Raw genomic sequence first — 14,473 nt, 5'->3', positions numbered from 1 at the left:
TCCTACGATTTGATGGATTGAAGTACTTTAATACCTTGAATGATATTCCAAATGACAGAGATCAAAAAGCCAATGGCGACTAAAAAGGACAAGATGAGTACCGTGATCACTGGAATGAGCGAGTCACTTGCCTGTGTCGCCAATAAAAATGGGATAGATCCAAAAACAAGTATCACGCACGCTGCGACTGGCAAAAGATGTGACCACAATGCCCGCATCGCGTGCCGTTTCGGTTCCTTTTGGTCAACTACAAAATATGCCACGATCGGTACAATAAACGGCATAAAAAATACACTAAAATAACAAATAGATGCAATGATCGACTGATCTCTATTCATATATATTCGCTCCTTCATGATGAAAATTCCTTTCTAACTCATACGTTTATTGCGTATCAAAAGTTTCAAAATCATTCGATTTACATATGACCTTAGACACAAATTATATCTTTTTGCACCTAAGTGTAGATTCTTCACGGATTACCCTTTAAAATATGTTGAAAAGATGGTGATTATCATTATAGGGGGTAATTATTTTGACAGATCATCATAATACTAACCACACGGCTCAAACGCTTTTAGACCTTATACAGAAACAGAAAAGCATGAACAGCGATATGATCAGGGAGCTTGAGACCATTCATCCGTCTCATCCAAAGTATGGTGATATCCGTTATTTAAAAGTACTGCTCGACAGCAGCAGCACCCATATTTTAAAGGATTTAACGCAACTCAGTCATTTAATGCCGAAGGAAGATGCGCAATAAAAGAAAAACCCCTCTTAACGAGGGGATTTTTTATGATGAAGTCACACTTTCTGTTTCTTTGACCAACTGTTTCATTCGTTCACGGTCACGCTCTAAAATAGGCTTCAAGTATTGACCTGTGTAAGAGGCTTTTTCTTTTGCAATCTGCTCAGGAGTTCCAGACGCAATGATCGTTCCGCCGCCTGCACCGCCCTCTGGTCCGAGATCAACGAGGTAATCAGCAGCCTTGATGATATCAAGATTATGCTCAATCACTAGCACCGTATCTCCGTTTTCGACCAAACGCTGAAGCACTTTTAATAAACGGGCAATATCATCCACATGCAGACCTGTTGTCGGCTCGTCTAAAATATAAAGAGACCTTCCGTTTGAACGGCGGTGAAGCTCAGATGCCAATTTCACACGCTGCGCCTCTCCCCCGGACAATGTCGTCGCAGGCTGCCCAAGTGTAATGTATCCTAGTCCAACATCAAAAATCGTTTGAAGCTTCCGCTTAATTTTCGGGATATTCTCGAAAAATTGAAGCGCGTCCTCTACAGTCATTTCAAGAACATCGGCAATGTTTTTCCCTTTATATGTGACCTCAAGTGTCTCACGGTTATAACGTTTCCCGTGGCACACCTCACAAGGCACATACACATCAGGTAAAAAGTGCATCTCGATCTTAATAATGCCATCTCCACGACACGCCTCACAGCGTCCGCCTTTGACGTTAAAGCTGAATCTGCCTTTTTTATAGCCACGTACCTTTGCTTCATTGGTTTGTGCAAACACATCCCGCATATCATCAAATACGCCTGTATACGTGGCAGGGTTGGATCTCGGCGTACGGCCGATTGGAGATTGGTCAATATCAATCACCTTATCTAAGTGATCCATTCCTTTGATTTCTTTGTGCTGTCCTGGCTTCGCCTTCGCTCTGTGCAGTTTTTGCGCAAGTGATTTTAATAGAATTTCATTCACAAGCGTACTTTTCCCTGAACCTGACACACCGGTCACAGCTGTAAAGACGCCTAGAGGAAACTTCGCATTGACGTTTTTCAGGTTGTTTTCTTTTGCACCTTTGATCTCAATGTAGCGGCCGTCAGGCTTTCTTCTTTCGATCGGCAGCGGAATAAACTTCTCACCAGATAAATATTGTCCTGTCAAAGATTTTGGATCCTTCATGACTTCTTCTGGCGTTCCAGCAGAAATCACTTCTCCTCCATGAACTCCTGCTCCAGGTCCAATATCAATCAAATAATCAGCGGCAAGCATCGTATCCTCATCATGCTCCACGACAATGAGTGTGTTCCCGATGTCGCGCATGTTTTTCAATGTTCCGATCAACCGGTCATTATCACGCTGATGCAGACCAATGGATGGTTCATCTAATATATAAAGAACACCTGTCAGCCTTGACCCAATTTGAGTCGCCAGACGAATCCGCTGCGCCTCTCCGCCCGATAGTGTGCCAGCCGACCGGCTCAAAGTCAGATAATCTAATCCCACATTATTTAAAAAGGACAAGCGCTCTTTGATTTCACGTAAAATGAGCTGGGCAATCTGCAAATCTTTCTCAGACAGCTCGATTTTTTCATATAAATCAAGGGCATCAGAGACAGACAAGTCTGTGGTTTCTCCGATATGTTTGCCATTGATCAGAACCGCAAGCGTTTCTTTTTTCAGACGATATCCTTTACATGTCGGACATGGCTGATTGGCCATATATTTTTCCATTTGCTCACGAATATAATCAGAGCTGGTTTCCTTATAACGTCTCTCAATGTTACGAAGAACGCCTTCAAATTCAATTTCATTTTCACGTACCTGACCAAAATCATTTTCATATTTAAAATAAATCCGTTCAGAGCCGCTGCCGTATAAAATTTTATCAAATAAATGCGACGGTATATCTTTCACTGGAATGTCCATGTCGATGCCGTAATGTGTACATACTGCCTCAAGAAGCTGAGGATAGTATTGTGAGCTTTGCGGCTCCCATGGGGCAATGGCATGCTGTCGTAACGTCAAATCCTTATTAGGAATGACGAGCTCAGGATCAACTTCTAGTTTAGAGCCAAGTCCATCACAGCTCGGGCAGGCACCAAAAGGACTATTAAATGAAAACATTCTCGGCTCAAGCTCACCAATAGAGAATCCGCAATGCGGACAAGCATGATGTTCACTGAATAACAGCTCTTCTTGTCCAATCACGTCAATCATCACACGGCCTTCACCTAGCCGCAGCGCCGTTTCAAGGGAGTCAGAAAGCCGAGCCGCAACGCCTTCCTTCACCACGATTCGATCAATCACGACTTCAATGGAATGCTTCTTGTTCTTTTCAAGCTCGATCTCTTCTGACAGATCTTCCATCTCTCCATCGACTCTTACTCGAACATAGCCCTGCTTTCGAATTTGATCAAGTACTTTGACATGTGTTCCTTTGCGGCCAGATACGACTGGCGCAAGCACTTGCAATTTCGTTCTTTCTGGATATTCTAAAATACGATCTGTCATCTGTTCAATCGTTTGGGACGTAATTTCAATCCCATGTATCGGACAAATAGGTTTCCCGACTCGGGCATACAAGAGGCGTAAATAATCATAGATTTCAGTAACGGTTCCAACCGTTGATCTAGGGTTCCGACTCGTCGTCTTCTGGTCAATACTAATCGCCGGAGAAAGACCTTCAATGGCATCTACATCCGGTTTATCCATTTGACCGAGAAATTGGCGCGCATACGCTGAAAGAGATTCAACGTATCGGCGCTGCCCCTCTGCATATATGGTATCAAAGGCAAGAGACGATTTTCCTGAACCAGATAAACCCGTGATGACCACTAGCTGGTCACGCGGGATATTCACATCAATATTTTTAAGGTTGTGGGCTCTAGCACCTTTCACCTCTATTCGTTCCATAGCCATCAGGCAATCATCCTTCCGCTTTTAGCTCTAGCAATAGATCTCTTAATTCTGCTGCTTTTTCAAAATCAAGCGCTTTTGCTGCATCTTTCATTTCCATCTCGACTTTTTCGATCACTTTTTCTCGTTCTTTTTTGCTCATTTTTGACAGCTTTGGAGCTGCATTTGTTTCATATTCTTCCGATTCCTCATGTATCTTTGTTGCCTTAATAGCATCTCGGATTTTCTTATGGATGGTTTGCGGAGTAATCCCAAATTTCTCATTATACGCTTCTTGCTGCTCTCGTCTACGCTTCGTTTCTTGAATCGCAATGTCCATTGATTTGGTCATTTTATCTGCATACATAATGACCCGGCCTTCCGAATTTCTCGCTGCACGGCCAATCGTCTGGATGAGGGATCTTTCAGAGCGTAAAAAACCTTCTTTATCCGCATCTAAAATCGTCACGAGCGACACCTCTGGAATATCAAGTCCTTCACGAAGAAGGTTGATTCCAACAAGCACATCATATTTTCCAAGACGTAAATCGCGAATAATCTCAATCCGCTCAAGGGTCTTAATTTCTGAATGCAGATAATTGACCTTGATTCCAATCTCTTTTAAGTAATCTGTGAGATCCTCAGACATTTTCTTCGTCAGCGTAGTCACGAGCACACGCTCATTTTTCTCAATCCGCGCATGAATTTCTCCAATTAAGTCATCAATTTGACCTTCAATCGGACGCACTTCAATGATTGGATCAAGTAAACCTGTTGGACGAATAATTTGTTCCACAACCTCTGGGGTTTTCTCAAGCTCGTAAGGACCAGGAGTGGCAGATACATGCACAATATGGTTGATATGCTTTTCAAACTCATCAAAGGTGAGCGGTCTGTTATCAAGTGCTGAAGGCAGACGGAATCCGTGGTCAACCAACACTTGCTTTCTTGCTTGGTCCCCGTTGTACATCGCGCGGATTTGTGGGATCGTCACATGTGACTCATCGACAACAATCATAAAATCATCCGGGAAATAATCAAGTAATGTGTAAGGTGTTGAACCGGGAGGACGCAAAGTCAGATGTCTTGAATAGTTCTCGATCCCTGAACAAAAGCCCATCTCTCTCATCATCTCGAGGTCATATCTTGTCCGCTGCTCAAGACGCTGCGCTTCTAGCAATTTTCCATTATCTCGAAGCTTTTCGAGCTGCTCCTCAAGCTCTTGTTCAATATTGATAATCGCTTTTTCCATTTTTTCTTCTCTTGTGACGAAGTGAGATGCTGGGAAAATAGCCACATGTTCACGATCACCGAGTATTTCTCCAGTCAGTGCATCTACTTCACGAATACGTTCAATTTCATCACCGAAAAACTCCACTCTGATACAATGCTCATCTCGTGAAGCAGGAAAAATTTCAACGACGTCTCCTCGTACTCGGAAGGTTCCGCGCTGAAAATCTATATCATTACGAGAATACTGAATGTCCACCAGCTTACGAAGCAGCTGATTGCGTTCAATCTCCATTTCAGTACGTAAAGACAGCACAAGCTCTCGGTATTCCTCTGGCGAACCTAAGCCATAAATACAGGACACACTAGCAATGATGATGACATCTCTCCGCTCAAATAACGAGGACGTAGCGGAGTGTCTCAGCTTATCAATCTCATCATTGATGCTGGCATCCTTTTCAATAAATGTATCAGTCTGAGGCACATACGCCTCTGGCTGGTAATAATCATAGTAACTCACAAAATATTCGACAGCATTATTCGGAAAGAATTCCTTGAATTCACTGTATAACTGACCGGCAAGTGTCTTGTTATGCGCAATGACAAGTGTCGGTTTGTTCACTTCTTTGATCAGGTTGGATACAGTAAAGGTCTTTCCCGTGCCTGTAGCACCTAACAGCGTTTGATGCTGTTTTCCCTGATGGATCCCCTCAACAAGCTTTTCAATCGCCTTCGGCTGGTCTCCTTGGGGCTGATAGTTAGAAACTAATTCAAAGCGGTCACTCACATCAAAGCCTCCGTTTCGTTACGAAATCTATCTAATGAATATATTATCATAAAAGAACACAAAAATACGAACTAAAGTTCGTGTTCGACTTGATTTTTATTTCCAATACAGTCATACCCTCTCTCCCATGGGAAATAACCCTCTTACGAAAACCTTCCTTTCAGTATGGAACATTTTGGTGAGGGATATTCGATGAGCAGAAAAAGAGCACAAAAAGAAAGCTGCACTCACTACAATTCGTAAGCACAGCTTAAAAAACGTCACCTTTCGGCCTAACACGCTCTTGATGATGAATCAATGATGTTTTTCAGCCTTTTCTCTTTTTTCAATTTCTTTTTTAGCCATATATAATGCCCCAGCTACTAAAGAAATAATATCTAATCCCACAATAAAGTAGGTTTCTGTATAGCCCTTCATGTACGAGGCAAATAAAAGAGCTGCTGTTAATGCAATGCCCACATAATGATTATAAGTAACCTTTGAAAATAAAATAACGAGCAGGAAAGGAAAAACAAGTGCAAATATGGCTTTTGTAATCACAAAAACCCTCCCTCTTCTTTGTCTACTCCCTTGATTATAGTAAAGATTGGCATATTGAACAATTCACAGTTTTCAATTTCACCTATTTTTCTTTCTGTTCGGAGACTTTTGTTATAGATATAGAAGAAAATTAGTGAGAATGTCCCCTTTGTAAAGATAGGTCTTTCCGTCTTTGACAGTAACATCCAATAAATCCTATGATTAAAATGATAGTGCGCACTATCATTTTAAAAACCATAGAGAGACATACAAACCATTGGCTATTTGGATAAGGGGGCATTCCCATGTATTCAGTTTTATTTCATGCGGCTGAAGAATCCGCAGCACTCGCAGGGGCAAAAGGCCTGAATTTAATCAAATTAAACAATCACGGCCTGCCAGTCCCAGATGGATTTATTATCAAAACCAACAGCTTTTCAAGCTTTCTTTCATATCACAACCTGCATCCAACTGAACAAAACCTTGCTCAAAAAATCAAAGAAGCATCGTTTCCTTCTCAAATGGAAGCAGAACTCCTTTCGTCCTTTCAATCATTGCGGAAGACTTATCCCTCAGTTGCAGTTCGATCCTCTTCTGTTGCTGAAGATCTCGAAGGCGCCTCATTTGCAGGACAGTACGAGACCTATTTAAATATCAAAACAAATGAAGAATTCTTACAGGCTATCAAAGAATGCTGGTCTTCTTATTTTGCAGCGAGAGTGACAGAATATAAGGAAGAGATGGATGAAAACGAGGAAGAGATGCCGCTCATGGCTGTTGTCGTTCAAGGATTGATCCATTCTGACGTCTCAGGTGTCATCTTTAGTGAGAATCCCGTATCGGGAAAAACAAATGAAATGATGCTGACAGCAAGCTACGGACTAGGAGAAGCAATCGTCTCCGGGCTTGTGACACCAGACACATTTATTGTAGACAAAGAGACACTTTCTATTGAAAAATCACTTGGAACGAAAGAACTGCAAATTGTACCTTATCAAGAAGGTGTCATTGAACAATCAGTAACTGAGGAAATGGCTGGTCAGTTTTGCCTGAATGATGACCAATTAGTAGAAATCACGCAAATCACCAAACAGGTAGAAGCACTTTATGGACATGGCGTCGATATCGAATTTGGAATAGCAAATGGCACATTTTATTTACTTCAAGCCAGGCCTATTACCGCAGCACTCCCAAAAGTAGCAGATGAAACAGCGGGTGCTTCTTTTCAAATGCAGCCAGACGAGCTGCATGATTTCTGGATCTCAATGGACGATCATATGCCGGGGCCAACGAGTCCCCTCTTCTCAAGTCTGATCATCCCAGCATTAAAAAGCGGTATGAAGAAAAGTGGTGAAAAATATCAAGTACCTGATCTGAATATTAAAGATATCAAGCTTTATAGAGGCCACCTGTACTCATCACCGTCACTACCTGAAGCGAGTGCAGAAGCTGCGCCAGTTTTTGATGAGAGCATATTTGAATTATTTCCTCATTTAAGTGACCGTATGTATGAGATTTTAGAGAAAAATTTCTTTCCCTTTTATGAAAAACTCGATCGCCAAATGAAGGAACCTATGACCATTGAAGAAGCCATCATCGGCTTCGAAGAATTAAAGACTTTTTATATACAAGCCTACGATGATCATTTTGATATTGTCATACCACAAGTTATTTTATCGGCTATGATCGAAGACATGCTTGTGACATATACTGGTGATCAAACACAAGTGATCCTGCTGCATGAGATGATGATAGGCGTGATGAACAAATCTCTTGAAACAGACAAGAAACTGTCTGATTTTGCAAAGAGTGTCCTTCAAGATACTGAGCTTCATCAAGCATTTATGAACCATGAAAAGAACCCAGAGCTGCTTGATGCACTCAATCACTCGGAAAAAGGCAGACACTTCATTTCGGAATTAGAGGCATTTCTTAAAGTCTATGGCTGGCGATCTGTTAAAAGTCATGATCTTACGGAAGAGACATGGGCGGAAAACCCTGAGTTTATACTAGATATCATCAGAAACAACATTCAGTACCAATGTGATTTTGATGAAGAATTTGCACAAGCCGTCATCAAAAGACAAGAGACATATGAACATTTTATGAGCCAAGTGAAGGATGAAGCGTTTAAAACAAAATTTGAGACACTTTATCAATTTGCCCTACATGCCGCAAATATCCGTGATGATCATCACTTCTACATTGATGCCATGTTAGATGCTAAAGCCAGGGTATATCTATTAAAAATTGGTGAACTTCTTGTACAAAAAGGAGCGATTCCCCATCAAGAAGATCTATGGTATCTCTACGATGAGGAGGTACACACAGCGCTCACAACGTCAACCACATTCGATACGGTCATCGCACAAAGAAAAATTGAAATGAAAGAAAATGAAGCCATTCAACCACCAGCTTATATGGGCACCCCAACTGAAGCTGAATTGCAGCAAGTGGAAAAAATGCTCGGTTCATTAAGAGAAAATGAAAACAACACAAACGATATGATCTATGGAATTGGCGCATCTAGCGGTATTGTTTCTGGAAGAGTAAAAGTCATTACATGTGCTGAGGAATTCTCGCAATTTCAAAAGGATGATATTTTAGTCTGCAAAACAACCACACCTTTATGGACGAGCTTATTTAGAGATGCAAAAGCAGTCATAACCGATGCTGGAGGCATTTTGTCTCATTCAGCTATTATCGCTAGAGAGTATATGATGCCAGCTGTCCTAGGTACCCGAATAGCGACTGAAACACTTCAATCCGGTGACCTTGTGACAGTAGATGGAAGCAATGGACGCATTCAGATATTAAAACAGCATGCACGTGCCTAACTTTATCGTTGTGGATCATATTGGCGGTCATAGGTTTTATCGGTATACTTACTTTGTTGCAAACACATTCATAACCTGAGGTGAGTATGCTTGTTAAAATCTACAAATCAACGAATCATTCGCGCAACAATGGATTTATTAACTGAAAAGGGCTATCAAAAAACCACAACCAAAGAAATAGCCACAAAAGCGAATGTCAGTGAAGCGACTATTTTCCGCAACTTTAAAAACAAACGAGGCGTCATTGCTGCCATTATGAAAATGAAATCAACACCGACGAAAACCTTAGAAGCAGAATTTAAAGGCGATTTATACACCGATTTAAAGTTTCTCGGTTCCTATTTTCTTGAAGATTTAACTTCAAAAAAAGAATTTATTTATATCAGCATGCGAGAACCGGCGATGTTTAAAGATTTGACCAGTCATGAAAAAGTTTATCCTCAAGAACTAAGGGAAATGCTGATACAATATTTTAAAAAGATGAGTGCTCAGCATCATGTCTTAAAAGGAAAAGGAGACATTTATGCAGACATTTTCATTAGTACGTATTTTGGTTTTTTTATTCAGCAGCTAGAGCAAGACTTCCAACTCGTTTTAACACAAAAAGATGATTTTATTGAGACATACACACACATTTTCATGAGAGGAATTTCTCCCGCTTAAAGGGTGAAATTCTTCTTTTTTACAAAAGGTGGTATACACATTGAGGTTACAAAAAGAGAGCTTGATCATCTATTCTTTGTTACTTGGAGCTATATTAGTTCCTGTCAACTCAACGATGATCGCAGTCGCTCTATCATCCATATCAACTTATTATGATCAATCCATTTCAAACATTACTTGGGTTGTCACGATTTATCTTATTGTCATGGCGGTCACTCAGCCTATCGCTGGAAAGTTAGGAGATATATACGGACACCGCCGCATGTATTTAACCGGAGTGACACTCTTTTTAATCGGCTCGATTGGCTGTGCTTTAGCACCTAATCTAGCATTTCTCATCATCTTTCGATCCATTCAAGCAGCTGGCGGGGCTATTTTAACACCGAATAGCATTGCATTGATTCGTGCAACAGTATCACCCGAAAAACTGTCTAAAACAATGGGTTACTTTGGATTTGGTACTGGTATTGGTGCTGCACTTGGGCCTTTTATTGGATCGATTCTCATTCAGAGTTTTGATTGGCATTCCATATTCTTAGTGAATATCCCTTTTCTGTTTCTTACACTTGTCACCGGTATTCTACTCATTCCAAACATAAAGCATACACGCCTACAAGCAAGGGTAGATATCATCGGTTCATTGTATTTAACCATCGGAATTGCCACAATCATTCTATGCACAAAAAGCCAGTTACTAAATGAATATCTAATTTATGGCATTTTAGCATTGATTGTGATTCCTTTATTCTTTAAACATGTACGGAAAGTAAAGAATCCGATCATCGATTTGTCCCTATTTAAAAACAGTTCATTTACAAATGCGAATCTGTCGATCATGCTAAGTAATTTTGTCATGTATGCCATCCTTCTCATTATGCCGCTGTTTATGGAACAGCAACTTGCCCTTTCTCATACACAAAGCGGTATGATTCTATCGGTATTTTCGCTTTGTATGTCTCTTAGCGGTTTGCTAGGGGCTAGACTTCATCCGAAAAAAGGCGCGAAAAAAATGATTCGCTTTTCATTTCTCTGCCTCACTTTATCAGGCATCCTGTTAATTACATTGAGTCAGTACCCCACCTTACCACTGCTTATCGTGACACTAGTCGCAAGTGGAATTTCATCAGGGATTGGTATGACCAGTATGCAGATGGCTTCTTTAACAGCTGTTGATCAAAGCTTATCTGGTTCGGCATCTGGTATTTTCTCTACCTTTCGATATTTTGGCAGTATCATTTCTTCGACATTGATTGGTATCATGAGTGGTTTCCAATCTTTATTTATTGTATTAATGGGCGCAGGAATCCTTGGTTTCCTTTTATCTCAACGCGTCAAAACAAAATCCACCTCTCCATCATCGGGGCATTCCGCCTAATGACTCCCTGCGCTCTATGTTGATTTAGAGCGGGGGAGTTTTCATCATTTGTATCACTGTAAGCTATAGCGGGTACAGGAATCAAATATTGAAAATCCTTTTTTAAAGATGAAAAAAAGCCATATGACTAGACAAAAAAGGAACTTTCGATCGAAATTGTCCCCGTTCACCCACCTAAAAGCTGTTTTTCATCTCTTCCAGCACTGATAACTTCGATTTTTTTTCACAATTTTTGTGGTATGCTTTTTGAAAATAGAGGACGCAAAGGAGCGGAAGAATGGAACCTGTAAAATATGTTTTGATCTGTTTATCAGCTCTAATATTATTCCTGTCAGGCTGTGGAAAAGACCAGCAATTTACTCCACCTGGCAGCTCTCAATCGATCGCGGTCATCTCTCAATTAAAAAAAGCCTCCTTTTCAATAGTTGATTTACAAAAGAATAAAATGATCTCTTCCGTTGATTTAAAACACCCGCTCACTGATCTTATCCAAATCAACAAAGACGTCATCATCGCAACAAGTAAAGAAGGAGAATCGCTTATCGAAATTAATTTAAAAAAAGGTAAAGCAACAGATTATATGGATGTGAATAAAGGGCTGACTTCTCTTACATATGATGCAGCTTCTCACACCTTAATTGCAGCGGATTCACAGAAAAATGCCATTTATTTTATTGATACGCAGCGTAAAAAAATAAAAGCAACTGTGAAGACCGGAAAGTTACCTTCTTCTATGACACTTTCTTCTTCAGGTACTTTATTTGTTTTAAATGCAGAAAGTCATACTGTCTCCGTCATAGATATTGAGAAGCAAAAACATATACGTACGTTCTCTGTACTTGAACGGCCTTCTGGTATTCATTTTGATGGAAAGTCCATTTGGGTCGGTGGACACGGTAAACAAGGTACCTTAAATAAAAGCATATTTGCTTACGACCCTAAAACAGGTAAAAAGCAGCGAGAAATGAAACTAGGCGTTATGCCCGTTGCATTCTTTTCAGAGAAAAATTCTTCTACTTTATATGTACTTTGTCATGGAGATCATACGCTATACAAAGTAGATACAGAGACAAATAAGCAGCTTGCTTCTGTTGAAACTGGTCAAAACCCGAATTATATCACCGCTGATACCACATCAATATATGTGAGTAACTTAGATGACAATTCAGTATCAATTATTGATAAACATACATTGATGATGAAAAATCGACTTAATGTCCCATCAGGACCTTATGCTATCGTGTTGGAGGAAAAGAAATGAAAGAACAAATGCATATTTTAATCGTAGACGATGAGTTCGATATGCTTGAGTTAATCGGATCCTTTTTAAAGAGACAAGGCTTTCACATCATCACAACTAATAATGGAATGGATGCCTTACGTCAGCTTGAAAAGGAACCCGTGGACCTTGTTGTACTGGATATCATGATGCCTGATATGGATGGATTTGAAGTCTGCCAGCGTATTCGGCAAACATCTCAAATCCCCATTTTATTCTTAACAGCTAGAAGTTATGAGGAGGATCGAATTAGAGGACTTGAAATTGGAGCGGATGACTACATCATGAAGCCTTTCAGTCTACGTGAGCTTGCGGCAAGAATTGAAACAACCTTGAGACGAATTAGAGGTCTTTCGCTAAAGCGCAGCCGAATACAGTTTGGCAACATGGAGATTGATCAGGATGGCAGACAAGTCTATATCCATCAGGAGCCTATTAATTTAACAAGAAGAGAATTCGATTTACTCATGTTTCTTTTACTCAATCAAGGCCAAGTGTTTTCACGAGAACAGCTCTATCAAAAATTGTGGGAATCACATTCCACGAGCGGCTCTTTAAGAACAGTCGATACACATATCAAAACGCTGCGACTGAAATTAAAGGGAGCGGAACGGCATATTAAAACCGTTTGGGGTGTCGGCTATAAGTTTGAGGAGGAAGAATGAAGCCTTTATCGATTAAAAAGAAAGTACTCTTCTTAATCCTTGTAGTGACCGGAATCGTTGCTGCCTCAGCTCTTGCCCTTACCTATTACTTATACCAGCACTTATATGTTGATAAACAGATCGATTCCTTAAGTTTACAAGGTAAAAAGCTGGCACAAATTTATCACAAACACGGGAAAGATACGTATTTTACCGATAGAATAAAATGGGCAAACGACTCAAGTCAGGCGAACATTATTTTTACAGATGACCCAATGGAGCTTTCAAGTGGTCTTCCTTTTGATACGAACACAAATGATAATCTCATCACGTTCAAGGAACGCCAAAAGCTCCTTCAAGGGGAAACCGTCGTGTTGATTAGAGAACACTCACAGTTTCATCAAGATATTCTTGGCATCGCCATCCCTGTTTTCTCAAGCAAAGATGAGCTATCGGGGACAATTTTTCTATCCATGCCCTTATCGGATGTGTATGAACCCTTTGTCCAAATCAGATTGACACTTGGCATATCCATTTTAATGATCCTGCTCCTGATTTTCTTTATCGGATATAAAAGCTCCAATAAAGTCGTGCGGACAATTAATCAAATGAAAGAAATTGCTATGGAAATGGAATCTGGTGATTTTTCAAAACGTATGGCTGTGACCAAAAACGGAGATGAGTTAAACCAGCTGAGCCGCTCCTTTAACAAACTGTCTTCTACCCTTGAAAAAGTTGAACAGCACCGCAGAGAATTTCTTGCGAATGTCTCTCACGAACTTAGGACTCCGCTAAGTTATATGAAAGGATATGCTGAAGGAATTGAAGAAGGGGTCATTGATCAAAAAAAAGGAATGCATATCATCCAGGATGAGGCCGCACGTTTAAGCCGGCTTGTGCACGATCTTTTAGACCTTGCGCAGCTAGAAGGAGATTCTTATCCACTAACGATGGAGCCAATCGTCTTTGCACAGCTGATTCATGACGTTCTTGATCAAATGGCATTTATCGCTAATCAAAAAGGCATTTATCTGAAACGGACACTTGATGAGGATTGTATTGTTTATGGCGATAGCGATCGGCTGCAACAAGTGGTTCGTAATTTACTGGACAATGCCATTCATTACACTTCCTCTGGAAAATCGATCTCGATTGAATTACTAGTTCACCAGCATATGGCTGAATTGAGAGTGACAGATGAGGGCAACGGCATTCCAAAAGAAGACCTTCCACATGTTTCTGAGCGTTTTTACCGAGTAAATAAGGCACGTACGAGAAAAGATGGCGGCTCCGGTCTTGGACTAGCCATTGTCTATCAAATCATGAAAAAACATCATGGCACGTTCGATATTCAATCTGAGGCAGGATTCGGTACGACAGCCATCATTCAGTTGCCAAATACTCCGATCGATGAAGACCTGCCAACGATATAACAGATTAGATTTTGTAGGTAGGGTCATTGGCTTAATCCATATATACGCATCAGTCGT

11 protein-coding genes are annotated in these 14,473 nt (G+C 40.6%); 7 read left to right on the top strand and 4 right to left on the bottom strand.

The genetic code is table 11. The features are described from left to right. Positions 1 to 2: 2 nt before the first annotated feature. Complete coding sequence (locus tag C6W21_RS12745; RefSeq protein ID WP_106050663.1) at positions 3 to 338, bottom strand: DUF4870 domain-containing protein; 336 nt, start codon at positions 336 to 338, stop codon at positions 3 to 5. Between the two features lie 197 nt (positions 339 to 535). Between C6W21_RS12745 and C6W21_RS12740 the strand changes: the two genes are divergently transcribed. Next, positions 536 to 766: a hypothetical protein gene (locus C6W21_RS12740; RefSeq protein WP_034660106.1), complete on the top strand. Its 231-nt coding sequence runs from the start codon at positions 536 to 538 to the stop codon at positions 764 to 766. A 30-nt stretch (positions 767 to 796) separates the two neighbouring features. Here the strand turns inward: C6W21_RS12740 and uvrA are convergent, their stop codons facing one another. The 3 genes from uvrA to C6W21_RS12725 form a co-directional block, all read right to left on the bottom strand. Then, entirely contained in the window at positions 797 to 3,673 is a 2,877-nt protein-coding gene (gene uvrA / locus C6W21_RS12735; RefSeq protein ID WP_106050662.1) for an excinuclease ABC subunit UvrA, read from the bottom strand. 7 nt (positions 3,674 to 3,680) lie between these two features. Beyond that, positions 3,681 to 5,666, bottom strand: a complete 1,986-nt coding sequence (gene uvrB / locus C6W21_RS12730) for an excinuclease ABC subunit UvrB (protein WP_034660110.1) — start codon at positions 5,664 to 5,666, stop codon at positions 3,681 to 3,683. A gap of 294 nt (positions 5,667 to 5,960) precedes the next feature. Then, the gene (locus C6W21_RS12725; RefSeq protein WP_012011392.1) at positions 5,961 to 6,206 is read right to left on the bottom strand and encodes a CsbA family protein; all 246 of its coding nucleotides are present in this window, start codon (positions 6,204 to 6,206) and stop codon (positions 5,961 to 5,963) included. Between the two features lie 284 nt (positions 6,207 to 6,490). Between C6W21_RS12725 and C6W21_RS12715 the strand changes: the two genes are divergently transcribed. The 6 genes from C6W21_RS12715 to C6W21_RS12690 all read left to right on the top strand — a co-directional run bounded on the left by C6W21_RS12715 (position 6,491) and on the right by C6W21_RS12690 (position 14,416). After that, a complete protein-coding gene (locus C6W21_RS12715) occupies positions 6,491 to 9,022 on the top strand; it encodes a PEP/pyruvate-binding domain-containing protein (RefSeq protein ID WP_106050660.1) in 2,532 nt (843 codons plus the stop codon). Positions 9,023 to 9,112: 90 nt separating this feature from the next. Next, a complete protein-coding gene (locus C6W21_RS12710; RefSeq protein WP_106050659.1) occupies positions 9,113 to 9,685 on the top strand; it encodes a TetR/AcrR family transcriptional regulator in 573 nt (190 codons plus the stop codon). A gap of 40 nt (positions 9,686 to 9,725) precedes the next feature. Next, positions 9,726 to 11,060 carry an MFS transporter gene (locus C6W21_RS12705; RefSeq protein WP_106050658.1) on the top strand — a complete coding sequence of 445 codons (1,335 nt, stop codon included), beginning with the start codon at positions 9,726 to 9,728 and terminating at the stop codon, positions 11,058 to 11,060. Positions 11,061 to 11,337: 277 nt separating this feature from the next. Then, positions 11,338 to 12,321: a YncE family protein gene (locus tag C6W21_RS12700; protein ID WP_106050657.1), complete on the top strand. Its 984-nt coding sequence runs from the start codon at positions 11,338 to 11,340 to the stop codon at positions 12,319 to 12,321. Continuing rightward, positions 12,318 to 13,004 (top strand): response regulator transcription factor, encoded by a 687-nt coding sequence (locus C6W21_RS12695; RefSeq protein WP_106050656.1) that lies wholly within the window; start codon positions 12,318 to 12,320, stop codon positions 13,002 to 13,004. The genes C6W21_RS12700 and C6W21_RS12695 overlap by 4 nt, the downstream gene beginning before the upstream one ends. Continuing rightward, positions 13,001 to 14,416 carry a HAMP domain-containing sensor histidine kinase gene (locus C6W21_RS12690; RefSeq protein ID WP_106050655.1) on the top strand — a complete coding sequence of 472 codons (1,416 nt, stop codon included), beginning with the start codon at positions 13,001 to 13,003 and terminating at the stop codon, positions 14,414 to 14,416. The genes C6W21_RS12695 and C6W21_RS12690 overlap by 4 nt, the downstream gene beginning before the upstream one ends. Positions 14,417 to 14,473 lie beyond the last annotated feature (57 nt).

The organism is Bacillus sp. NMCN1 (genome assembly GCF_002998085.1).
Classification (GTDB): Bacteria; Bacillota; Bacilli; order Bacillales; family Bacillaceae; genus Bacillus.
This window is presented reverse-complemented; position numbering and strand designations above follow the sequence as displayed.

What these genes read in the sequence shown, in the direction of transcription:
- C6W21_RS12745 (WP_106050663.1), bottom strand. Translation starts at nt 338, where the DNA reads ATGAATAGAGATCAGTCGATCATTGCATCTATTTGTTATTTTAGTGTA.
- uvrA (WP_106050662.1), bottom strand. Translation starts at nt 3,673, where the DNA reads ATGGCTATGGAACGAATAGAGGTGAAAGGTGCTAGAGCCCACAACCTT.
- C6W21_RS12715 (WP_106050660.1), top strand. Translation starts at nt 6,491, where the DNA reads ATGTATTCAGTTTTATTTCATGCGGCTGAAGAATCCGCAGCACTCGCA.
- C6W21_RS12700 (WP_106050657.1), top strand. Translation starts at nt 11,338, where the DNA reads ATGGAACCTGTAAAATATGTTTTGATCTGTTTATCAGCTCTAATATTA.
- C6W21_RS12695 (WP_106050656.1), top strand. Translation starts at nt 12,318, where the DNA reads ATGAAAGAACAAATGCATATTTTAATCGTAGACGATGAGTTCGATATG.
- C6W21_RS12690 (WP_106050655.1), top strand. Translation starts at nt 13,001, where the DNA reads ATGAAGCCTTTATCGATTAAAAAGAAAGTACTCTTCTTAATCCTTGTA.